This is a genomic window from Hymenobacter baengnokdamensis (assembly GCF_008728635.1).
GTDB lineage: Bacteria > Bacteroidota > Bacteroidia > Cytophagales > Hymenobacteraceae > Hymenobacter > Hymenobacter baengnokdamensis.
Genome location: NZ_CP044285.1, coordinates 2,628,543 through 2,650,229, shown reverse-complemented (window position 1 = coordinate 2,650,229; position 21,687 = coordinate 2,628,543). Strand labels below are relative to the sequence as shown.

Annotated in this window: 22 protein-coding genes; 7 read left to right on the top strand and 15 right to left on the bottom strand. The window is 60.3% G+C overall.

Annotated features, from left to right (window positions below):
• Positions 1 to 146 precede the first annotated feature (146 nt).
• Both F6X24_RS11270 and F6X24_RS11265 read left to right on the top strand, forming a co-directional pair.
• The gene (locus F6X24_RS11270) at positions 147 to 1,595 is read left to right on the top strand and encodes a M48 family metalloprotease (protein WP_151088088.1); all 1,449 of its coding nucleotides are present in this window, start codon (positions 147 to 149) and stop codon (positions 1,593 to 1,595) included.
• Between the two features lie 452 nt (positions 1,596 to 2,047).
• On the top strand, positions 2,048 to 2,944 hold the full coding sequence (locus F6X24_RS11265) for a universal stress protein (RefSeq protein ID WP_151088087.1): 897 nt from the start codon (positions 2,048 to 2,050) through the stop codon (positions 2,942 to 2,944).
• Positions 2,945 to 3,045: 101 nt separating this feature from the next.
• Here F6X24_RS11265 and F6X24_RS11260 read toward each other — a convergent pair whose 3' ends face one another.
• The 13 genes from F6X24_RS11260 to F6X24_RS11200 form a co-directional block, all read right to left on the bottom strand.
• Positions 3,046 to 4,437, bottom strand: a complete 1,392-nt coding sequence (locus tag F6X24_RS11260; protein WP_151088086.1) for a cytochrome b N-terminal domain-containing protein — start codon at positions 4,435 to 4,437, stop codon at positions 3,046 to 3,048.
• A 12-nt stretch (positions 4,438 to 4,449) separates the two neighbouring features.
• Positions 4,450 to 4,983, bottom strand: coding sequence for a QcrA and Rieske domain-containing protein (locus F6X24_RS11255; RefSeq protein WP_151088085.1), 534 nt, complete (start codon positions 4,981 to 4,983; stop codon positions 4,450 to 4,452).
• Complete coding sequence (locus F6X24_RS11250) at positions 4,976 to 5,188, bottom strand: hypothetical protein (protein WP_151088084.1); 213 nt, start codon at positions 5,186 to 5,188, stop codon at positions 4,976 to 4,978. Before F6X24_RS11250 ends, F6X24_RS11255 begins: the two co-directional genes overlap by 8 nt.
• 50 nt (positions 5,189 to 5,238) lie before the next feature.
• On the bottom strand, positions 5,239 to 6,066 hold the full coding sequence (locus F6X24_RS11245; RefSeq protein WP_151088083.1) for a cytochrome c oxidase assembly protein: 828 nt from the start codon (positions 6,064 to 6,066) through the stop codon (positions 5,239 to 5,241).
• Positions 6,063 to 6,560 carry a cytochrome c oxidase subunit 3 gene (locus F6X24_RS11240; RefSeq protein ID WP_229725057.1) on the bottom strand — a complete coding sequence of 166 codons (498 nt, stop codon included), beginning with the start codon at positions 6,558 to 6,560 and terminating at the stop codon, positions 6,063 to 6,065. Before F6X24_RS11240 ends, F6X24_RS11245 begins: the two co-directional genes overlap by 4 nt.
• 43 nt (positions 6,561 to 6,603) lie before the next feature.
• Entirely contained in the window at positions 6,604 to 8,310 is a 1,707-nt protein-coding gene (ctaD, locus tag F6X24_RS11235) for a cytochrome c oxidase subunit I (protein ID WP_151088081.1), read from the bottom strand.
• A gap of 3 nt (positions 8,311 to 8,313) precedes the next feature.
• Entirely contained in the window at positions 8,314 to 9,243 is a 930-nt protein-coding gene (coxB, locus tag F6X24_RS11230; protein ID WP_151088080.1) for a cytochrome c oxidase subunit II, read from the bottom strand.
• Between the two features lie 580 nt (positions 9,244 to 9,823).
• On the bottom strand, positions 9,824 to 10,186 hold the full coding sequence (locus F6X24_RS11225; RefSeq protein WP_151088079.1) for a cupin domain-containing protein: 363 nt from the start codon (positions 10,184 to 10,186) through the stop codon (positions 9,824 to 9,826).
• 107 nt (positions 10,187 to 10,293) lie between these two features.
• Positions 10,294 to 11,166, bottom strand: coding sequence for a hypothetical protein (locus F6X24_RS11220; RefSeq protein ID WP_151088078.1), 873 nt, complete (start codon positions 11,164 to 11,166; stop codon positions 10,294 to 10,296).
• A 97-nt stretch (positions 11,167 to 11,263) separates the two neighbouring features.
• Positions 11,264 to 12,991 carry a gliding motility-associated ABC transporter substrate-binding protein GldG gene (gene gldG / locus F6X24_RS11215; protein WP_151088077.1) on the bottom strand — a complete coding sequence of 576 codons (1,728 nt, stop codon included), beginning with the start codon at positions 12,989 to 12,991 and terminating at the stop codon, positions 11,264 to 11,266.
• A 2-nt stretch (positions 12,992 to 12,993) separates the two neighbouring features.
• Positions 12,994 to 13,719, bottom strand: coding sequence for a gliding motility-associated ABC transporter permease subunit GldF (gldF, locus tag F6X24_RS11210; protein ID WP_151088076.1), 726 nt, complete (start codon positions 13,717 to 13,719; stop codon positions 12,994 to 12,996).
• 148 nt (positions 13,720 to 13,867) lie between these two features.
• Entirely contained in the window at positions 13,868 to 14,776 is a 909-nt protein-coding gene (gene gldA / locus F6X24_RS11205) for a gliding motility-associated ABC transporter ATP-binding subunit GldA (protein WP_151088075.1), read from the bottom strand.
• A gap of 2 nt (positions 14,777 to 14,778) precedes the next feature.
• The gene (locus F6X24_RS11200) at positions 14,779 to 15,483 is read right to left on the bottom strand and encodes an SDR family oxidoreductase (protein ID WP_229725055.1); all 705 of its coding nucleotides are present in this window, start codon (positions 15,481 to 15,483) and stop codon (positions 14,779 to 14,781) included.
• Between the two features lie 22 nt (positions 15,484 to 15,505).
• Here F6X24_RS11200 and F6X24_RS11195 point away from each other — a divergent pair, with 22 nt between their 5' ends.
• The gene (locus tag F6X24_RS11195; RefSeq protein ID WP_151088074.1) at positions 15,506 to 16,285 is read left to right on the top strand and encodes a GIN domain-containing protein; all 780 of its coding nucleotides are present in this window, start codon (positions 15,506 to 15,508) and stop codon (positions 16,283 to 16,285) included.
• A gap of 24 nt (positions 16,286 to 16,309) precedes the next feature.
• Here F6X24_RS11195 and F6X24_RS11190 read toward each other — a convergent pair whose 3' ends face one another.
• The gene (locus tag F6X24_RS11190; protein WP_229725053.1) at positions 16,310 to 16,957 is read right to left on the bottom strand and encodes an SDR family oxidoreductase; all 648 of its coding nucleotides are present in this window, start codon (positions 16,955 to 16,957) and stop codon (positions 16,310 to 16,312) included.
• A gap of 162 nt (positions 16,958 to 17,119) precedes the next feature.
• On the opposite strand from F6X24_RS11190, the gene F6X24_RS11185 reads away from it, so the two are divergent.
• Both F6X24_RS11185 and F6X24_RS11180 read left to right on the top strand, forming a co-directional pair.
• Positions 17,120 to 17,851 carry an MlaE family ABC transporter permease gene (locus F6X24_RS11185; RefSeq protein WP_151088072.1) on the top strand — a complete coding sequence of 244 codons (732 nt, stop codon included), beginning with the start codon at positions 17,120 to 17,122 and terminating at the stop codon, positions 17,849 to 17,851.
• 90 nt (positions 17,852 to 17,941) lie between these two features.
• Positions 17,942 to 18,754 carry an ABC transporter ATP-binding protein gene (locus tag F6X24_RS11180; RefSeq protein WP_151088071.1) on the top strand — a complete coding sequence of 271 codons (813 nt, stop codon included), beginning with the start codon at positions 17,942 to 17,944 and terminating at the stop codon, positions 18,752 to 18,754.
• A gap of 32 nt (positions 18,755 to 18,786) precedes the next feature.
• Here the strand turns inward: F6X24_RS11180 and F6X24_RS11175 are convergent, their stop codons facing one another.
• Positions 18,787 to 20,043 (bottom strand): NAD(P)/FAD-dependent oxidoreductase, encoded by a 1,257-nt coding sequence (locus F6X24_RS11175; RefSeq protein WP_151088070.1) that lies wholly within the window; start codon positions 20,041 to 20,043, stop codon positions 18,787 to 18,789.
• Positions 20,044 to 20,137: 94 nt separating this feature from the next.
• Between F6X24_RS11175 and fabG the strand changes: the two genes are divergently transcribed.
• Together fabG and F6X24_RS11165 are read left to right on the top strand one after the other, a co-directional pair.
• Positions 20,138 to 20,887: a 3-oxoacyl-[acyl-carrier-protein] reductase gene (fabG, locus tag F6X24_RS11170; protein ID WP_151088069.1), complete on the top strand. Its 750-nt coding sequence runs from the start codon at positions 20,138 to 20,140 to the stop codon at positions 20,885 to 20,887.
• 48 nt (positions 20,888 to 20,935) lie between these two features.
• A complete protein-coding gene (locus F6X24_RS11165; RefSeq protein WP_229725050.1) occupies positions 20,936 to 21,625 on the top strand; it encodes a YiiX family permuted papain-like enzyme in 690 nt (229 codons plus the stop codon).
• Positions 21,626 to 21,687 lie beyond the last annotated feature (62 nt).

The following is a 21,687-nucleotide window of genomic DNA, read 5'->3' as shown; positions in this document are numbered from 1 at the left end:
CAAAGCTTTTAATGTAGGATTTAGCACAGTTTCCAAGACAGTGGACGGTGTGGGCTGCCGGCCAAGCTCTCCCCCCACTAGGGAACCGGTTTAGCTTTTTCGACCTGGCAATTTGAAAATCCAGAACTTTCACTATATATCAAATAATGAATATATTATTCCGCCGCGTGTTGCGGCCTGTTACGCTGCTTTTGCTGCTGCCGCTGGCCAGCGCTACGCCGGCCAGGCCAGCCAAACCGATTGGGGACGTTGCTTGCTTCAAGGAGCCGCTGCAAGGCGCCCAGCCCGACCCGCAGGTGATTGCCCAGTTTGGGATGTACGATAACCCCAGGCTGCAGGCTTACATCACGCAGCAGGGAAAGCGCATGACGGCCATTTCGGACCGGCCCGGCGACTATGGTTTTACCATTGTCGATTCGCCGGTTATCAACGCCTTTGCCACGCCCGATGGTCATGTGTACTTCACGCGGGGCATCATGGCCTATTTCAACGACGAGGCGCAGTTTACCGGCGTGCTGGGCCACGAGCTGGGCCACATTACGGCGCAGCACGGCAAAAAGCAGCAAACCCGCTCCACCATTACCGGCATTGGCATGCTGCTGGGCTCGGTGCTGGCCCCACAGGTGATGCAGTCGATTGGCGGCGTGGCGCAGCAGGTAGTGGGCCTGGGGATGCTTAAATACAGCCGCAACGATGAAAATGAGGCCGATGGCCTGGGTGTTAAATACTCGACCAAAGTTGGTTATGATGCCTCGCACATGGCCAGTTTTTTCCAGACCCTGGAGCGCACCGAGCAGCAGAGTGGCAGCAGCGTTCCCACGTTTCTTTCTACGCACCCCAACTCGGCCGACCGCTACCAGCGCGTGAAAGGGCTGGCTGCGCAGGCCAAGCAAGCTAGCGGCAAAACCACGTTTGCGGTAAACCGCGACAGTTACCTCCGCTCCATCGACGGGCTGCCCTTCGGCGATGACCCACGCGAGGGCTTCGTGGAAAATGGGGTGTTTTATCATCCCGAGCTGAAATTTCGCTTCCCGATTCCGGCGGGCTGGAAATCGCAGAACTCGCCCGAGCAGTTTCAAATGTCGGAGCCCAACGGCAAGGCGCTGCTGGCTTTTACGGGCGTCAGCGGCAGCTCGCTGGATGAGGCCGCCCAAACGCTGGCCAAACAAATCGGCGTAACGGCCGGCAACGTGCAGCGCACCACCATCAACGGGTTCCCCGCCCTCACGTTTGAAGGCGACCAGGCCGCTTCGCAGAGCCAGGCCACGCCGGCCCATGTACAGAGCTATATCTTACAGGATGGCAAGTCGCTGTTTGCTTTTGTGGGGCTGGCTACGGCCGCCACATTTGGCACCTATGCGCCGCAGTTTGCCAGCGCCGTGCAGGGCTACCAGCGCCTCACCGAGGCCAGCAAGCTCAACCGGCAGGCCGAGCACATTCACATAAAGCAGGCCCCGGCCGCTACCACGCTTTCGCAAGCCCTCACGGCCAACGGCGTGCCCACCAAGCGCCTCGAAGAAGTCGCTATTATCAATGGCATGCAGCTAACTGACCGCCTACCGGCCGGCACCTTGTTTAAGGTGGTAGGCAGGTAGACCTACTCGTTGCCAAACACCCTGGTTTCTGCCTGGTCCACCCGAAAGAGGAGGGCTATCCCTCGCGCTTCTCTTTATGTACTCGTGGAGAAGTAAGCAGTCATAAAAAACGTCCTGCTGACTGATAGGAAGCCTCGCTACCGCTCCATTGTACGGACCCCTGGTGAAGGGGTAGAGAGGCTTCGACAGGTGGATATCAAAGTAATATATATGAATTTGTATTTACATTTTTATATATTAATCTAGTGCACACCCAGAATCAGTGGAGAGCCGCGTAAGTTAACGTGCGGACTGAAAGTCCGCCCTACGATACCATGACTAAGAGGCTGAAGCTGAATATTGGATGAGCTAAAATAATTTTTAATCAGGAGCTTATTGTTTCAATGCCATCTACCGTAGAAGGGTAGCGGTGGCAGTGGCGACCGCTTTTAACTCCTTTAGCCCCAAGCCGTATGAAAAATATCCTGGTTCCTACCGATTTCTCGCCCGAGGCTCATCATGCCTATGAGGTGGCTTTGCAGCTAGCTAAGCATACAGGCGGCAACGTGACGCTGCTTTATGTGCTGGAAGGCCAGGAACCCACGGAAACGGGCAATTTCAGCACATTTGGCGCACCCGTTCACGGCGGCATCGTGCCCAACAGCGGCGGCGGCAACAGTGGTATGCAGGGGCTCTTTGTGCTGAAATTGATGCAGGCCACCAAGCACCGGATGCATATACTGAAAGACGAGGCCGCCACCCTGGCCGCCGATGTGCCGATGCAGGATACGGTAGAAGTGGCCGACCTCAGCGATGGCATTCTGAGGGCCATTCAGAAACACGGCAGCGACCTGGTGGTGATGGGTGTGCAAAACCACGGGGGCAGCGAGAACTTCTTTCTGGGCTCGCATGTCGAGCGCACTATTCGCCTGGCTCCCTGCCCGGTACTGGCTGTGAAGCCGCCGCAAGCCGCCTTCGACGTGCGCACCATCGTTTTTCCATCGGACTTTTCGGCCGATGCCGATAGTGCTTTTGCGGGCCTGCAACCCGTGCTGACGGCTTTCCCAGACGCTACCCTGCACCTGTTGCACGTAGCCACGAATGGTAATGATGAGGCAACCAAACAGCAGATGCAGGTATTTGCCAAGCGCCATCAGCTTACGCATTGCCAGGTAGCCTCGATAAATGCCGATGAGGTAAGCACGGGTATCGAGCAGTATGCCCAGCAGGTACAGGCCAGCCTGGTAGTACTGCCTACGTATCACCACTCCGGCCTGAGCAGCTTCCTGCACGCCGGTATTGCCGATATCGTGGCTACCCATGCCCTGCCACCCGTACTGACTTACCACTTCACGCAGCCCGGCGCGTAACGGCCGGCCGTAAGCACTTAGAGCACTGGTACAGATACTCGCAGCGGTTTTTAGAAGTATGGGACGAACTACTGGGAACTGCTCAAACTGCGGCGCATTGCCTACTTGCGCGTGCCCAAAAATGCGACCAGCGCGGCCAGCTCTTTTTTAGAAACCACCCCGCCATAGGCGGGCATGTTGCCGCCGCCGTTCACGATGCGGATTTCCAGCTCGCCGGGCGTGAGGCGGCGGCCCACCTCCGTTAGCTCGGGGCCGCGCCGGCCGCCGTGGCCGTCGATAAGGTGGCAGTAGAGGCAGCCTTTGTTGTAAAATAACGCGCTGCCGGCCACCACCTGCGGGTCGCTGGAATGCACGAGGCCGGCCGTGAGCGGCTGGGCCGTGAACTTGGGCGACCACGGTGCCTGCTCGCCCAGCAGCAGCAGTGCCCCTACAAACACCACTACGCACAACGAGCCAAACACCGCCCAGGGCCGCCGCAGCGGGCTGCGCTCGCCCGCGTTCGACACGAAGGGCAGCGCCAGCAGCCCTATCACGGTGAGGATAGGACCGATAAAAATGACGTAGGACTCGATTTTGGCGGGCATGAGCGCAAAAAGCGCGAACACAGGCAGCAGGTACCAGTCGGGGGCCGGGTTGGTATTGATGGTGGCCGGTGAGGGCGGCGTGGTTAGCTCAGGCGGGCCATACAATAGGGCCAGCCCGAAGATGCTGAGGATAACGATGGCCCCAAACAGCGTGTCGCGCCAGGCAGCAGTGGGCCAGAAGGGCACGCCCACTTTCTTCAGCATAGCCTGGTACCACTGCCGGTAGGTTTTGGGGTCGACGGGCCGGCCAGCCACCGGCGGCTCCGATACGCCGTTGCGAATAACCAGGTAGAGGTGAAAGCCCACCAGCCCCAGCAGCAGCCCCGGAAACAACAGCGTGTGGTAAGAGTAAAACCGGCTCAACGACTGCCCACCGATGGTATCGCCGCCCAGCAGCAGCCGCGCCACGTAGGTGCCGACAACCGGAATGCGCCCCACCTGCTCGGCCGCCACCACCGCCGACCACACGCCATTGGAATCCCAGCGCAGCAGCTGCCCGGTGAAGCCCATCGCCAGGGTCAGAAACAGCAGAAATACCCCGCTTATCCAGCTCATCTCGCGCGGAAACTTGTAGGAGGCTGTGATGTACACACGCATCATATGTACGCCCACCAGCAGCACCATGCCCGACGCCCCGAAGTAATGGATGGCCCGCAGCGTGCGCCCAAACACCGCCTGGTGGGTAATAAACTGCAGCGACTGGTAGGCCTCCGACGAGGTAGGCTGGTAAAGCAGCGTGAGAGCTAACCCCGTAACCACCTGCAGGATAAGACAAAACAGCGCCGCACTCCCGAACACGTAGCTCCACTTGGCCCCCGGCGGTACCAGGTGCCGGGCCAGCGGCATAACCGTATCCGAAATCCCCAGACGGTCGTCCAGCCAGGCCCCGATAGAGCGTAAAATCTTCATGGGCGGCGCGGGTCAGGAGGCGGTGATATCGGTGATGGGAATGGGAGCCGTGAGCAGCTCCACATCGTGGCCGGAAACCCGGATGTGGTACTGCGTGAGGCCGCGCGGTGGCGGGCCGGCGGCCACGGTCCCATCCTTGTAATAGATGCCGCCGTGGCAGGGACACATAAACAGGCCCGCGCCCGGCTCCCAGCGCACCGGGCAGCCCAGGTGGGCGCAGTTGACCGAGAAGGCCGTGAACGCCGTGGCCGAGTCGCGCCGCAGCCATGCTGCCGACTCGCTCGATACCCCTGACCACGCCACCGGGTTGGCATTCTCAAACTTGACGAGATGCGTCGAGCCGATGTCAAAATCGGCCAGCGTGCCCACCTTGCGCCAGGTTTGGGGGTCGGCCTGGAGCAGCGGGGCCAGCACCGCGCTCACCACGGGCACGCCCACGGCCAGCGCGGCCACACCGCCCAGCCCCAGGCTCAGCTTTACCAGAAAATCGCGGCGCGGCTCATCTTCGGCAGTCGGGCCGGGAGCAGTATTGTCGGTTTCACTCATGGCGTAGAATGGAAATCCAGCCTCCCAGGGCAATGGCAAAAATGAGCAGTCCGGCTACCAGAATTACCCAGGTAGTGAGCAGCCCCCAAAAGATAAAGGCGAGCCCCATCGCCAGAAAAAACGGCCAGTACGTGGGCTTCGGCAGCTTTTCCGGGCGAGCCTTGGGCCACTCGGCAGGCGGCGGGGTAGCATCAGCTTCGGACATAGAAATAAATAGTCATAAGTAAATCGTTCTGTGGGTAGCCCTGCCGCGCCTCACCCCACCAAAGCCGCCGCTGAAACTGTTTCCTGCTCCGCCCCAAAATACCGCGCCAGCAAAAACACGCAGCCGCTCAGGTAGATGAAGCAGCACGGCACCCACATAATCAGCCCCGCCAGCTGCTGGTCGTCGGCCAGGCTGAGGCCCCAGGCATTCGTAGCGTAGTCGGGGGCCAGGCTGGCAGTGCCGCACCAGGAGGCACGGGCGTAGTGCTGGTAGGTATCGGCCGGAGCGAAAGTAAGGAGCAGCCCCAGCAGTGAGCAGGCTACGCAGGCCGTAAACAGGTACCCCACCCCTGCCAGCGGGTGCAGGTGCTGCGCCGGTACCGGCCCAAACAGCGGCCAGCTAAACAGCGCCCCCGCCAGCAGCATCGCGCCCGCGTGCAGCATGGGCAAGGGGCTGAATACGTTATGCATAGCAGTAAATGAGGCATCGAATACGGCCGGTACGTGCAGCCCCCACATAATGCCCACACCCGCGCCCCAGGCCAGCCACTCGTGCCCGCGCAGCCAACCCGAAAACCGGGCCAGCCCCCGCGCGGCGGCCGGCACCGGCTGCGGCGGCAGGCCCAGCACCAGCAGCGGCCCGCTCAGCAGCAGCACCACGATGTGTACCACCATGTGGGCGCTGAACAGGGCGTGCATTCCCAGGTAGTGCAGCGGCGACAGCTCGGCCAGCGCAAACAGCGTCAGCCCCGCGAAATACACCCCACCCCGCGCTTGCCAGCGCCCGCCCGCCAGCCAGTAGTAAGCCGCCGCCAAGCCCGCTACCAGCAAAAGCAGCCCCGGATTGAAATACCACTGCCACCAGACGGACGTATTCATGAGCCAAAATGGGTAAAGTGAGGCAATACGTAAACCACCGAAAACACCACCGCCCACACGATGTCCACAAAGTGCCAGTAGATACCTACTGCACTGAGCACGGATAAGTTGGGCTGATTGAAATCGCCGGCAAAGGCCCGACCCACCAAGATACTGAGCACCACCAGCCCGGCCAGCACGTGCAGCCCGTGAAAGCCGGTGAGCGTAAAAAAGCTGGTACCAAAGGTGTTGCTGGCAATGTCGACGTGCCGGGCAAACAGCCCCCGAAACTCCCGTACCTGCCCCAGCAGAAACAGCGCCCCCAGCCCGATAGTGGCCAGTAGCCAGCCCTTGAGCCGGCCCGGTGCCCCTTGTCGGTAGCTGGCTTCGGCCCGCATATAGGTAAAGCTGCTGGCAAAGAGCAGCGCCGTAAACCCGCCCGTGCTACGCAGGTCGAGCGCCGCCAGCTGCTGCTGCCGGAAACCCGGCGCGAGCGAAAAATAGATGAAAGCCATGAGCAGTGACGCGAAAAATATCGTCTCGGTCGCTACTACCAGCTTAATCAACAGACTGTTCTCTTTCATGGTAGCCTTCTTTTTTACCGGGTTTAAGCCAATCTGCGTCGCCGGGGCGCTTGAGGTCGCGGAAGGGGCGGGCGCTGCGCACGGGCACCACGCGGTCAAAATTCTGCAGCGGCGGCGGCGAGGCGGTGCTCCACTCCAGCGTAAACGCGTCCCAGGGGTCGGAGGTGGCGGCCGGCCCACTGCGTATGGCCTTAATTACCATATATACCAGCAGCAGCGTGGCCGCTCCCATCAGGAAGCCGCCGATGGTCGAAATCATGTTTAGGGTGCCCCAGCCGGGCAGGTCGGGGTAGGTATACACGCGGCGCGGCATGCCCAGGGTACCCAGCACGTGCTGCACCAGAAAAGTACCATTGAAGCCGATGACGAACAACCAGAAAAACCAGCTACCCAGCCGCTCACTCAGCTGCCGCCCGCTCATCTTCGGAAACCAGTAGAACAAGCCCGCCAGCAGCCCAAACAGGGTGCCCCCGATAAATACGTAGTGGATGTGCGCCACCACAAAATACGTGTCCGTGAGCTGCAGGTCAATCGGCACGATGGCGAAGGCGATGCCGCTCAGCCCGCCAATCGTAAACTCAACCAGAAATGCCACGGCGAATTTCATGGCCGTGGAAAAGCGCAGCGAGCCGCCGTGCATCGTAGCCAGCCAGTTGAAGATTTTGATGCCCGTCGGGATGCCGATGAGCATACTGCTGGCCGAAAAAAAGCCGTTGACCACGTTGCCCAGGCCCACCGCCAGCATGTGGTGAATCCAGACACCAAAAGCCAGTAAGCCAATGGCTATGCCCGAGCCCACGATGAAGGAATAGCCAAAAATCGGCTTGCGCGAAAACACCGCAAACACCTCCGACAGGATGCCGAACGAAGGCAGGATAACGATATATACTTCCGGGTGCCCAAACAGCCAGAACAGGTGCTGCCACAGCAGCGCCGAGCCGCCCGCTTGCACGTCGAAGAAGTGCGCGTGCAGCTGCCGGTCAAGCAGCAGCATGGCCAGCGCCGCGTTCAGGGCCGGAAACGAAAAGATGATGAGAAACGAGTCAATCAGCATCATCCATACGAAAACGGGCAGCTGCTTGAGGCCCATGCCCGGCACCCGGTAGCGCAGAATGGTAACTACAAAATTGCAGGCCGCCGATACGGTGCCGATGCCGGCCAGCAGCAGTCCTGCGCAGTAGTAGTCGATGCCCGGCCTAAAGGAATAGTTATACTGATTGAGCGGCGCGTAGTTGAACCACCCCGCATCGGGTGCGCCGCCCGCCAGAAAGCTGAAATACAGCAGCAGTCCGCCAAAAAATGTTATCCACAAACTCAGCGCATTCAGGCGGGGAAAAGCCATCTCGTTGGCCCCAATCATAAGCGGCACGAGGTAGGTGGCAAAGCCAAAAATGGCGGGCATAGCCACGAAGAATATCATCGTGGTGCCGTGCATGGTAAAGAGCTGGTTGTAGATTTCCGGCCCCATAAACGTGTTTTTGGGTACCGCCAGCTGCACCCGCATAAGCAGGACTTCGACCCCGCCGATGAGCATAAACAGCAGCGCCACCCAGAGGTACATAATCCCAATCTGCTTGTGGTCGACCGATGAAATCCACTGCAGCAGGCCCTGGTCGCCCCCAAGGTCGAGGTCGGGCAACGCTTCGGCGGGTTCGGGCACCAGTACGGGTTGCGCAGCCATAACTTATTTTAATTGAGTTAAATACGCGGTCAGCGCCTGAATGCTGTCGCGGCCAAAAATGAACCGGGGCATGTGCGCGCCCGGCTTTACGGCCTGCGGGTCGGTGAGCCAGCGGGTCACGTTTTGGGGCGTGTTCGGGAGCAGGCCCGCCAGCATGGTGCTCCGGCTGCCAAAGTGCGTGAGGTCGGGCCCCTGCTGGCCGGCGGCAAGCGTGCCCCGCACCTGGTGGCAGCTGCTGCAGGCGTAATGCGCAAACAGTGCCCCGCCCACGCGGGCCAGCGAATCGGAAGGGGCGGCCACGGCGGGCCGCGCCGCCGCCTGCAGCCACCGGGCGTAGTCGGCGGGCATCTGGGCCACCACCCGGATACGCATCCAGGCGTGCTGCTGGCCGCAAAACTCGCTGCACGCCCCCTCATAAATTCCTGGCTTTTTGATGGTTACCCACACGTGGTTGCGCAAGCCGGGTATCAGGTCCATCTTCAGGCCGAACGAGGGCACCCACCAGTCGTGTACCACATCGGCCGAGGTGCCCACCACTAGCAGCCGCTGGCCCACGGGCAGGTGTACTTCATTGGCTGTCTGCACGTTCGTGCCCGGATACCTAAACTCCCACCACCACTGATGGCCCGTGATAAGCACCACCGGAGTTGTGGTGCCGGCGGGCGGCAGAATGGCGCTGGTCGTGGTAATGGTCAGAAAAAAGAAGCCGACTACCAGCACCGTTGGCCCGCCAATCATGAGCATTTCCAACCTGAGGTTGGTCGATTCCTGCTTCGGCTCGATGCCATTGCCCTTATCCCGAAACTTCAGCGACGTGTACACGACCAGGTAAGTCACCAGCAGCAGCACGGCCAGCGCCGCCACTATGAAGTAAGTGTCGAGCCGATTTAGCCGCGCGGCCTCCTGGGTGGCCGCCGAGAAAATAGAGCGCATAAAGGCACTGGAACAGTGGTTAGGACGCTTGCCAACAGCGACTAGACAATAGCAAGGAACAATGCATACCAGGCACACCCAGAATCGGCCGGTCAATATTTAATTAACCTGTTGATTTCAAACGTTATATCAACCCATTCATCTCTCATATGGAGTAAGCTCCCGTACCGGAATGCGAAGGCCAATCTCACTTTTTCTGCCTCACTCTATTTGCTAAGGCGTTCCTGGTAATATGTCAGCAACGCTGGCAAACATAGCTACTATTTAATATTCATTAAACAAACACCACCCGCTCGGGCACAAGAAAACTATGCTGACTGCGATTAGCATGACTGCCCGGTTTACACACATGTTATGTCCTGTTCCCTGGCAGCTTCATCGTAACGGGCTGCCTTTTGAAGCGGCAGGTGAGTTTACGAGTGATACGCTTGAAGTGAGTACGCAAAGCCCAAGGTTTGTGTTCGAGGCATTTCATTGCGAACGGCACTTTTAGCCAGCGCCTGCGCCCGGCACTATGCGCCTGGCCAATCACCCGCAGCAAAATGCTCCGGGCCAGCCGCCGTAGCAAAGCACGGTCGGGCTAAATGCGAGGTAGCTCGTGGCGGGTGAGGGCGTGCTCCACGGTACCGGTGTGGCGGGTAGCTTGCGGCTCAACGAGCATAATCCAGGTTTCTTCGGGCGCGTGGGGGCGGTGCTCTACCCCGCGGGGCACAACCAGGATTTCCCCCGCGTTGAGCACCGCCGTGGGCTGGTCGCGGAAGTCGATGTGAAGCTGGCCCTTTATGACGATAAATAATTCATCTTCGGCCTCGTGCTGGTGCCAGATAAATTCCCCCTGTACTTTGGCCAGCTTAATGTGCTGGTCGTTGAGGTCGGCGACGATGTGCGGGTGCCAGTGGGCGGTAAAGCACCCAAATTTTTCGGTGAGATTGATAACCTGCATAGGAATGTTGTTGACGGAATCAGAAGTCGGGTATTGTTCGGCAGAGCTACGCCTGACGTTCTTTCAGCAGCTTGCTAATTCAGGAGCAGGGCAATACACAAACGGCCTTATTTACCGCTAAGTTGGGCGCTGGTTTTCAGCGTAAAGGTCTGGAAGGTATCGCCGCCCCCGCGCATGGCTCCGCTACGCATACCGCCCCCGTAGCCACCACCGCGCATACCGCCCCCATAGCCGCCGCCATACCCGCCGCGCTGCGGGCCAACTACGCTCATATCGGAAGACTGGCTGCCGGTACCAGCGGGCACTTTCGGCCGCTGGCCGGCCACCCACACGCCCACCGTGGCCGCCTGGCCGCTGGCCAGCGCCGGCACCCGGCGATAAATGAGCCGGAGCGGCACCGCCAGTTCGTAAATCAGGTTGTTGCGGCTATCAATGCCCAGGGCGGCTTTCACGCCCAGCTTCGACTCCGAATCGGTCAGAACGGGCTCTTTGCTGCCTCTGTAATTGAGCAGCTCCATTTCGTGGTCACCGGCAATGGCTTCGCGCAGGCGGGTAATGTGCTCGGCCTGGCGCTCGGCGGCCGAAGGGCCAATGGCTCCGATGGGTCGCTCGGCCGGGCCCTTTATAGAGTTCAGGTCGATGGCCAGCGGAAAGCGCACGCCCAGCTGCTGCTGGTTGCGGCCGGTAGAGTCGAGCCACACGATGGTGCCCAGGTACACGAGCTTGGCCTGGGTAGGCATATCGTTGGCTTTGAGGCGCACATACACGTAGCGGGCATCGTTGAGCACCTGGTACTGCAAGTGGCTGTTCGAATCGTACTGCAGCGAGTCGGTCCACTCGGTGGCCCGCCCGTCGATGGTGGGCATTGTTTCTACGTAGCGGCTGGGCGCTTTGCTGGCAATGACAGGCTGCTGCTTGCCGGCATCAGTTTGCGCCGCTTTTTGGGAGGCAGCACAGCTAGTGAGGTAGACAGCAGGCAACAGAAGAAGCAAGGACGGTGACAGACGCATAATGCACGGGTAGGAATATAAAGCACAAAGCTACGCGCTGGCTGTAAGCAGCCGATGAAACGTTGGGCTAGACAAACCGGGCGTAGCGCCGCTTGCGCCGCCAGACGCGCACTGCGCCAAAAGCCGCCAGCAGCAGCAGCGGCGCCCCCAGGTTGAGCAGCTGCCAGGGCCGGCGGTGGTCGGCCAGCTGCACTTTATCGAGGGGGCGCAGCGTGATTTGCTTGCCACGCACGGCAATGAGGCCGGTTTCGTCGAGCAGGTAGTCGGTGGCGTTCAGAATCAGCTCGCGGTTGGCAAACTCGGTGCTCGATAGCCGGTCGTAGCCCAGGCGCATGGGCCGGCCGGTTTTGGGGTCCACGTCGTTGCGCAGAAAATCGCCATCCGAGATAACGAGCAGCTTGCTGGGCTGGGCATTCGGGTTCTGGTCGGGCTGGTAGCGCATGGTGCCCGGCTCTACCCGATTGGCAAACAGTGAGCGGAACCTGCCTTCGAGCAGGTAGCCCACCGACTGGTAGCTGTTCTGATAGAGTTTCGGATTAGGCTCCAGGCGCGCATCGTTGAAGTTGATGGGCACCGGCGCGGGTAGGCGGCGCGTGTAGCGCGAGGTTGTCATGAGTGAGGTTTTTCGGATGCCGACGGCCTTCACCGTGTCGATATTACCCACGAATTTCAGATATACTGCATCCAGATTCCGGGTTATCGGATTGGGACTAAAGCGGTTGACCAGCGGGTAAAGCTGCCAGGGCAGCGGCTCAATCTTAGGCTTGTTGCCGGTCATGCCCGTCACGAGCGGAATCTGCCCGCAGTTGAGGTCGAGCAGCATATTCGGGTTGAGCCGCACGCCGTAGCGGAAAAACAGGTCGTCGAGGTTGAGGTCGTAGGGCGTGGCCAGCGCTGCGCCGTTGCGGCTCACGCTGTCGAGGTCGGTGCGCAGGGCATCTACAAAAAACAGCGCTCGCCCGCCGTGCGTGATAAACTGGTCGAGCCGGAATTTCTCCACCTCCGAGTACGGCCCGGTGGGCTTGGCCACCACCACCGCGTCGAGGTTGCCGCGCAGGTCCTTCACCTGGCTCAGATTCACCCGAAACACATCATAGTTCTGGCTCCAGGCGGTAAGGATGTCGGCCATCTCGACATTGGGCAGCTCGCCGTGGCCCGTGACTATGCCCAGCCGGCGGCGCGCGCCGCCGGGCGGAGCTACCTGCCGGATGGTGCTGGCCAGCTCATATTCCAACCCTTCGATACTCTGATTGAGGCGCTCCTCGGGCGCGGCTACCTGGCTGCCGCGCAGCAGCAGCACGTTGCGACTCTGGCCACCAGCCTGCACCACGGCCCACGGGAAGATAATTTTCTCGACCCGCTTGCCATTCTCGTTGGCCCCCAGGTTGGTGGGTTTCAGGCCTTTCTTAAAAAGCGTTTCGTAGAATTTGTTGCGCCCCGCCTCGGTGCCGGCCGCGCTGGGGTCGATGAACACAAAGTTGAGGTTGCCGCCGCCGTACACCTGAAACTCGTTGAGCGTTTCGCGTACGCCCTGCTCCAGGCGGCGGAAAGTGGGCGGAAAATCGCCGGCCAGATACACCGTGATAGTCACCGGCTGCTTCAGATTGCTGAGCAGCTGCTTGGTGGCCGGCGACATGGTATAGCGCTTTTCCTCCGTCAAATCGAGCCGGAAGAAGAAGTGCTGGGCCACAAAATTGAGCACCAGCAAGCCGCCGATAATGGCGGCAAAGCGCAGCAAGTCCTGGCGCTTGCGCGAGGTAGCGGGAGCCGGCAGAGAGGTGAGAGTCGGTTCCATGCTTACCAGGTGCGGCTGCGCAGGGCCAGCCGCGTACCCAGCAGGGCCACGGCTACCACGGTGAGAAAATACAGTACGTCGCGCGAGTCAACCAGCCCCTTGCTGAGGTCGCGGTAGTGCGCCGCGATGCCGAGCTGGCTCACGTAGTAAGCCGGGGCGCCGTCGAGCACCGAGGCCACTGAGTCGAAACCAGTATAAACTAAGAAACAAGCCACTACGGCCAGCACAAAGGCGATAATCTGGTCGCGCGTGAGGGCCGAGGCCAGCACGCCCAGGGCCGAAAATACCGCCGCCAGCAGCGCCAGCCCCAGGTACGAGCCCACCGTGGCCGCCGAGTCGATGTTGCCGGGCGGCGAGCCCAGCTTGTACACCGAGAAATAGTAAAGCAGCGTCGGAATGAGCGCCAGCAGCGCTAATAATAAACAGGCCATATATTTACCACCCACTATCTGCCCATCGGTGAGCGGGCGCGTAAGCAGCAGCTCAATCGTGCCCGCCTTCTTCTCCTCGGCAAAGGTGCGCATGGTGATGGCCGGTATCAGCAGCAAAAACAGCCACGGCGCCAGGTTGAACAGCGATTGCAGGTCGGCGTAGCCGTAGTCGAGCACGCTGCTATCGGGGAAAACCCAGACAAACAGCCCCGTCGCCACCAGAAACACGCCGATGACGACATAGGCCACCGGCGAGTTGAGGAAGGCGTTGAATTCTTTTCTGAGGATGGTGAGCATAGGGAGTAATGTGGAAAATATGGCCGATGTGGAAATGTGCAAATTGGTACCGGCAGCCTCATTGGGTGCTACAGCTGCTCCCACAGCCGATTAATCGGACGGGCATTTTCACATTTCTCACCTTTCTCACATCTTCACATTTAAAAAATCACTTCGTCAATTCCCCAAACACCGCTTCCAGGCTCTGCTGCTCCTGGCGCAAGCCTAGCAGCAGCCAGCCCTGCTCCACGGCCAGGCGCGACACGGCGGCGCGCACGTCAGTGCCCGGCGCGGTGCGGATGAGCACCACGCCCGGCCCGGCCGCCTCTACGCCGCGCACGCCCGGCAGGACGGCCAGCGGGGCGGTGGCCACCGCGCCTTCAAACTCGGCGCGGAGCACGGTTTCGCCGGCGGCGCGGGCGGCCAGCTCGGCCACGGGCGCGTCGGCTACCAGCCGGCCCCGGCTGATGATGACGACCCGCGAGCACAGGGCAGTGACTTCGGGCAGAATGTGGGTGCTGAAAATGACCGTCTTATCGGCCCCCAGCTCGCGGATGAGCTGGCGGATTTCGCCAATCTGGTTGGGGTCGAGGCCCGTGGTGGGCTCGTCTAATATCAATACTTCGGGGTCGTGCACCAGGGCCTGGGCCAGCCCCACGCGCTGCCGGTAGCCCTTGCTGAGCGCCCCGATTTGCTTGTTCTGCTCGCGGGTAAGCCCCACTTTCTGCACCAGCTGCGCCACGCGCTGGCTCAGCCCGCGGCCTTTCAGCCCATGCACCGAGCCGATGAATTCGAGGTACTCGTGCACGTACATATCGAGGTAAAGCGGGTTATGCTCGGGCAGGTAGCCCACGCGGCGGCGCACGGCCAGCGGGTCCTGCTGCACGTCGAAGCCGCCGATGCGCACCGTGCCGGATGTGGGCGGCAGGTAGCCAAGCGCAATTTTCATGGTCGTGCTTTTACCCGCGCCATTGGGGCCGAGAAAGCCCACAATCTCACCCTTATCGGCCCGGAAGCTGATATCGTCCACGGCATGTTGGGTACCGTAGGTTTTAAGCAGGTGGTCGACTTCTACCATGGCTATTTTACCTGCGCCGGGCGCATCTGGATTTCCGAAATCATGGTAGCCTGCGGGGCTTCGAGGGCGTGCACAATGGCGGCGGCAATATCCTCGGGCTGCATCTTGTGCGGGTCGGGCTGCCGGCCGGGCTGAGCACCGTTGAAGTTGGTTTCGACCGAGCCGGGCATTACGCAGGTAACACGGATGCCATAGGGCCGCAGCTCCTTAAATAAGGCATCGGAAAAGCCCCGCACGGCATATTTGGTGGCGCAGTAGCCGGCCAGACTGGCCGTGCCGGCGGTAGCCGCCAGCGAGGCTACGTTAATGATGTGCCCTTCGTGCTGCTTTTTCATGGCGGGCAGCACGGCCCGGGTGCAGTAAAACAAGCCGTGCACGTTGGTATCGAACATGGCGTGCCAGTCGGCGGACTTAAACCCATCGACCGGCCCGAAAATGCCCACGCCGGCGTTGTTGACCAGGATATGAAGGTCGGGGCCCAGCTCGCGCAGCGTGTTGGTAAGGGCTTCGGCTACGGCGTGCTCATCGCGCACATCGCAGGCAAAAAACTGGAAACGGTCGTGGTCGAGGCCGCCGGGCGGAGTGCGGCCCCAGCCGGCTACGGCGGCCCCGCGCGCCAACAAGGCTTCGGCTGTGGCGCGGCCAATCCCGGTGCTCACGCCGGTGACAATGGCAACTTTCCCGCTCAGGTTCATAATTTCAGGCAAAATTTGACGGATGCGACTGCTGATGTACGTACAAAGTAACGCGCTGGCTGCGCTGCGCCCCGCAGCAGCCGTACTGGCCGCCGCTCTGGGCCTGGCCGCCTGCGGCCCCGACCACAGTACCGACTGCCTCAAAAGCAACGGCACCGTGATAACGCAGCGCCGGGCCCTCGACCGCCGCCTGTCCACCGTAACGGTGTACGATAATGTGGACCTCACCATCGTGCCCGACACCGCCACCTACGCCGAAGTGCGGGCCGGCGAGCACATGATTGATGACATCACGTTCTCCACGCCGCTGGGGCCGCAGAAGCTGATTATCGCCAATACCAGCCGCTGCAACTGGGTGCGCAGCTACGATACGCCCCGCCAGGTGCGCCTGCACGTAGCGGCCAACCACGGGCATTTCATTATTGAGCAGTACGGCTATGGCCTTATTAACAACGAGGGCCAGTGGGCGCAGGACACGCTGTTTCTGCGCCTTTGGAGCACCGGCGACATCAACATGAACGTGCGCTCTACCTACCTCTACACCGATATATACGACGCCGGCGATATGACCCTGAGCGGCACGGCCGAAGATTTTCATCCCAACCTGGGCAGCAACGGCTTTTTGCTGGCCAGTGGGCTCGACGCCCGCTACTGCTACTTTCTTACCTACCGCGAGTGGATAGGCGATGCCCACGTGCGCGTGCGCCAGAATCTGGGGGGCACGCTCAACGGCACGGGCCGTTTTTTTTACACGGGTACGCCCAGCCTCATCGACGTGAAGGGCCCCGACGCCGGCAATCTGATTAAGGAGTAGGATAGTACGACTTCTTCACATTCTTCACACCAAATCACCGAGCTGCGGCCGGATAATAATTTCTTCGACCACCGCCTGGGGCGAGAGCCGGAATGCGCCGAGCACGGCTGCTGCCACATCGGCCGGGTCGATAAAGCGCTCGGGCGGCACTGCGGCCCCATCCCAGCTGCGGGTAAGGGTGGCGCCGGGCAGCACCGCCGTTACGCGCAGGCCCTGGGCTTTTACTTCCTCGCGCAGGGTTTTGGTGTAGCCCAGCAGGGCAAATTTGGCTACGCCATACGAGCCGCCGTTGGGGTAGGGCATGATGCTGGCCGTGGAGCAGATGGTGAAAATGTGCCCGCGCCCCTGGGCCAGCAGCGTGGGCAGCAGCGCCCGCGTTACATCGTAGGCACTCAGCAAATTACTACCTAACAGCTCGCGCAGCCTTGAGCCATCGGCGGGCTCGTCCTGGAACCGGCCGGGCACGTAGGCCCCGGCATTGTTGATGAGCGCGGCCAGCGGCTGGCCCAGCCCCAGCACAAACTCGGCAAAGCGCTGGCAGTCGGCCAGCTGGCTGAGGTCGACGGGCAGGGTGTGCAGCGGCTGGCCGGGGCAGGCAGCGGCCAGGGCGGCCAAATCGGTGGGGCTACGGGCGCAGGTAGCTACCGTAAACCCCGCCGCTAAAAAACTCATTACCAAAGCCCGACCTATGCCCTGGCTACCACCCGTTATCACTACTAGCTCCACTGCTGAGACCACTATTTTCCGGATTTATACGTAAGACGCGCAAAGATGCCTCGCTGCGGCCCGCCACGGCTAAGCTGGCCTGTTTGGGCGACCTCATTTTCCTCCTCTATGTTTAAAATTTTCGGCTCTTTCGTTTTATTTCTGTACAACATGGTGGCGCGCGCCGAGCGGCTGAAAGTGCTCTGGCAGCGCTTTTTTGAAGAAGCCACGCTTATCGGTGTCAATTCTATCTTTATCGTGGGCATTGTATCGGCCTTCATCGGGGCGGTAACCTGCATCCAGATTGCCTACAACCTCACCAATCCGCTTATTCCGAAGTCGACTATCGGCTACATGGTGCGCGAAATGACCATTCTGGAGCTGGCGCCTACTATCACGAGCATCGTGCTGGCTGGTAAGGTCGGGTCGTCAATTGCGGGCGGGCTGGGCACCATGCGCATCACCGAGCAGATTTCGGCGCTCGAAGTAATGGGCATCAACGCTACCTCTTATCTGGTGCTGCCGCGCATTCTGGCGGCCATGCTCATGTTTCCGCTGCTCGTTATTCTGGCTATGGCGCTCAGCATTCTGGGCGGCTATATTGCCGGCACACTATCCGGCGTAATGGCTCCTCAGGATTATATTGAGGGTATTCGCACCGATTTCATTCCGTATAACATCTTGTTTGCCCTTATTAAAGCCGTGGTTTTTGCCTTCCTGGTGTCGGGCATTTCGGCCTACAAAGGGTTTTATACCGAGGGCGGGGCCCTGGAAGTAGGTGCAGCCAGCACATCGGCCGTTACCAACTCCATTATTGCTATTCTGGTGGCCGACTACGTGCTGGCGGCTATTCTGCTGTAAATTTTGTTATCCGTTTCTCGTTTCTCGGGTTATGCTTACCGGGCGTGTTACTGAACTTGCGAAAAACGAAAGGCAAAAAATGAACCGTATATGATTGAAATATCCAACCTCGAAAAGGGTTTCGATGGCAACCAGGTGCTGAAAGGCATTACCTGCACGCTCGAAACGGGCAAGTGCAACCTGCTGCTGGGCGGCTCGGGAACCGGCAAAAGCGTGCTGCTTTCGTGCATCGTGGGCCTGATGAAGCCCGACCTCGGCTCCATTACCTTCGATGGCACGGTGTATACCAATTCCAAGGTAGACATTCGCCAGGAGATTCGGCGCAAAATCGGCATGCTGTTTCAGGGCTCGGCGCTGTTCGACTCGATGACGGTGGCCAAGAACGTAGAATTTCCGCTGCAAATGCTCACGCCCGACATGAGCGTGGAAGAGCGCCGCGACCGCGTGGAGTTTTGCCTCAAGCGCGTGGGCCTCGAAAATGCCGGCAACAAGATGCCTTCCGAAATTTCGGGCGGCATGAAAAAGCGCGTGGGTATTGCCCGCGCCATTGCCCCCAATTGTACCTACCTGTTTTGCGACGAGCCCAACTCGGGCCTTGACCCGGCCACCAGCATCAAGATTGACGAGCTGATTTACGAAATCACGCACGAGTACAACATCACCACGGCCATTATTACCCACGATATGAACTCGGTGGTGGGCATCGGCGACCATATTATTTTCCTGCACCAGGGCAAAAAGCTGTGGGACGGCGACAAGGAGCACATCCTGAACGCCGATGTGCCCGAGCTGCGCGAGTTTATCTTCAGCTCGTCGCTAGTGCGCGCCGCCAAGCGCGTGGAAGAAGAAGATGGTCCCCAGGGCCTCGAACACCTGGCTGCCGAGCCGCTATCCGAGGTATAAACATAGTATTTTTCTTATATTAAGAACCCCGCCTAACTCGCTGGTGGGGTTCTTTTTTTGCTGCCAAATAGCAGTCGCATATAAAATCCGGGTTGTCGGAGCCGGGCGCGCAGGTCGATATCCAGAAACATCATCGAGAGGGTTTCGGCCAGCGTAGGGTTGGTAGCGGCGCGGTTGGCGACAAAGTTGAACAAGCTGGGAAAGCTCAGCAGCCGCTGCAGGACGTAGCTCACGCGCAGCTCCTGGCCCAGGCGGTTATACACGGCCTTGTCGTAGCCGCTCAGGAAGGCGGCGCTGAAATCGGCCTGTGCCACGGCCCGCCCGGCCCAGTCGGCAGCGTGGCGCCCGCTCACCATGGCGTGCGAGATGCCCTCGCCCGAGAACGGGTCGATGAGCGAAGCAGCATCGCCGAGCAGCAGGTAGTTAGCGCCCGACAGTGTCCGGCGCTTCGAGCCCAGCGGCAGCCCGAAGCCGCGCGCCGGCCCCAGGCGCTCGGCGTGAGCAAAGCGCGGGGCCAGTGTAGGATGAGTAGCCAGTATCTCCTCCAGCCGCTGGCGCAGGTTCACTTTTTTAGCGGCCACGGTCTTGGAAAGCATTCCCACGCCTACGTTGGCCTGGCCGTTGGGCAGCGGAAAAATCCAGAGGTAACCGGGCAGCAACTCTTTAATAAAGTGCAGCTCAATAAAATTGTCGGTACTAAGCCCGGCTACGTTGCGGTAATAGGTGCGCAAGCCGGCGCTGTAGTGCGCGGGCTCCAGGGCGTGGCCGGCCACCTTGCGGGTAAATTCCGACTGCGCGCCATTGGCCACCAGCAGCAGCCGGCAGGTGGCTACCGCCTCGCCGGCTTTGTCAAAGAGCTGCCAGCCATCGGCAGTGCGCTCGACCCGAACGACATCCACGTTTTCACGAAAGTCGATTTCGGGACGACGGCGTACTTCTTCGACCAGAAAATTATCGAAGTCGACCCGCTTGGCAACGTGGCCGGCTGGCTGGTCGATGGCCTTGTCGTAGCTGGGCTTGAACGGCACGCTGAGGTGGCGGCCGTTGGGGGCAAAGAAATCAATGCCCCAGCAGGTCACCTGCATGGGCGAAGCAGTCAGCTGAGCCGGCAAGGCGGCATCCAGGCGCTTTAGCTCAGCTAACACTTTCGCGCTCAGCGCATCGCCGCATATTTTATCGCGCGGAAAGGTGGCCTTGTCAAGCAGCAGGCAAGTGTGGCCGGCGCGGGCCAGGTGCAGGGCCGCCGTCGCCCCGCCTGGTCCGGCGCCCAGAATACAGATAGCAGGCATGGTAAAGTAAGCAGCAGCTTGGCGCGTGGCCGGCAAGCTGCCGGCTACAAAGAACGGACAGCCGGCTAAGCTTACCCTACGCTACTTTCGCAGTATGAATCAGACTCTCGCTGGAAAAGTAGCCCTCATCACCGGGGCCTCCAAAGGAATTGGCCGCGCCATTGCCACGCTATTTGCCCAGCAGGGCGCGCAGGTAGCGTTTACGTATCTCTCTTCGGTTGAAAAAGGCCAGGCCCTGGAAGCCGAGCTGGCCGCCCACGGCAGCAAGGTGAAAGGCTACCGCTCCGATGCCTCCGACTACGCCCAGGCCGAGCAGCTGGTAGATGAGGTGGTGAAAGAATTCGGAAAACTCGATATTCTGGTCAACAACGCTGGCATCACCCAGGATGGCCTGCTCATGCGCATGAGCGAGGCGCAGTGGGACAACGTCCTCACCGTCAACCTGAAGTCGGTATTTAACCTCACCAAAGCCGCCACCAAGCCCATGATGCGCGCCAAAACCGGCTCCATCATCAACATGACCTCGGTGGTGGGCATCAAAGGCAATGCGGGGCAGGCCAACTACGCCGCCAGCAAGGCCGGCATCATCGGCTTTACCAAGTCGGTGGCTCTGGAGCTGGGCTCGCGCAACATCCGCTGCAACGCCATCGCGCCCGGCTTTATCGAAACCGAAATGACCGATGCGCTCGACCAGAAGCAGGTGGAAGAGTGGCGCAAGGCTATCCCGCTCAAGCGCGGCGGCTCGCCCGAGGACGTGGCCAGGGCTACGGCCTTTCTGGCGTCGGACGATTCGAGCTACATTACCGGGCAGGTGCTGCAAGTGGATGGCGGCATGCTGACGTAGCGGCCAGCTGCCGGGAGCATCCTATTCTTACCCTTTAGCGAAATCGCTATGCTCTTTTCATCCAAATCAGCAGTTGGGGTCGCTGGGATGCTCTCGATTTTCGGCAGCTTTTTCGCCTACCCGCGCCTAACCAGCAAGCTCCACCGCTGGCAGACTACCCGCAAGGCCACGGCCACCGTAGCCCAACTATCCCCTACCCTGCGCGAGGGCGACCTGATTTTTCACACGTCGCAGTCGGCTCAAAGCCAAGCTATTCAACTGGCTACGCACTCGCCCTACAGCCACTGCGGCCTGCTTTATAAAACCAACGGCAAGTGGCAGGTCTTCGAGGCGGTGCAGCCGGTGAAGCTGACGCCACTAGCCCGCTGGGTGGCGCGGGGCCAGGGCAGGCACTTCGTGGTGAAGCGGCTGCGTGATGCGGCTACAACGCTAACTCCGAAGGCATTGGAACGGCTGCGAGCCGCAGGCCAGCCGATGCTGGGCCGCGACTACGACTTGGCCTTCAATTGGTCAGATAAGCAGATTTACTGCTCGGAGCTGATTTGGAAAGTGTACGACCGGGGCCTGCACCGGCAGTTGGGGCAGTTGCAGCACCTGCGCGACTTCGACCTGACGAACCCCGCCGTGCAAGCCAAGCTGCGCGAACGGTACGGAAATGAATTACCGCTGAATGAGCCAGTTATCTCGCCGGCCAGCGTATTTGGTAGCGCAGAACTGGTGACAGTGGTGAAACGTTGAGGCGGCTAGGACGTGCCATTCAGCTTAACATAGGATAAATATCATGAGTAGAAAACGCACTT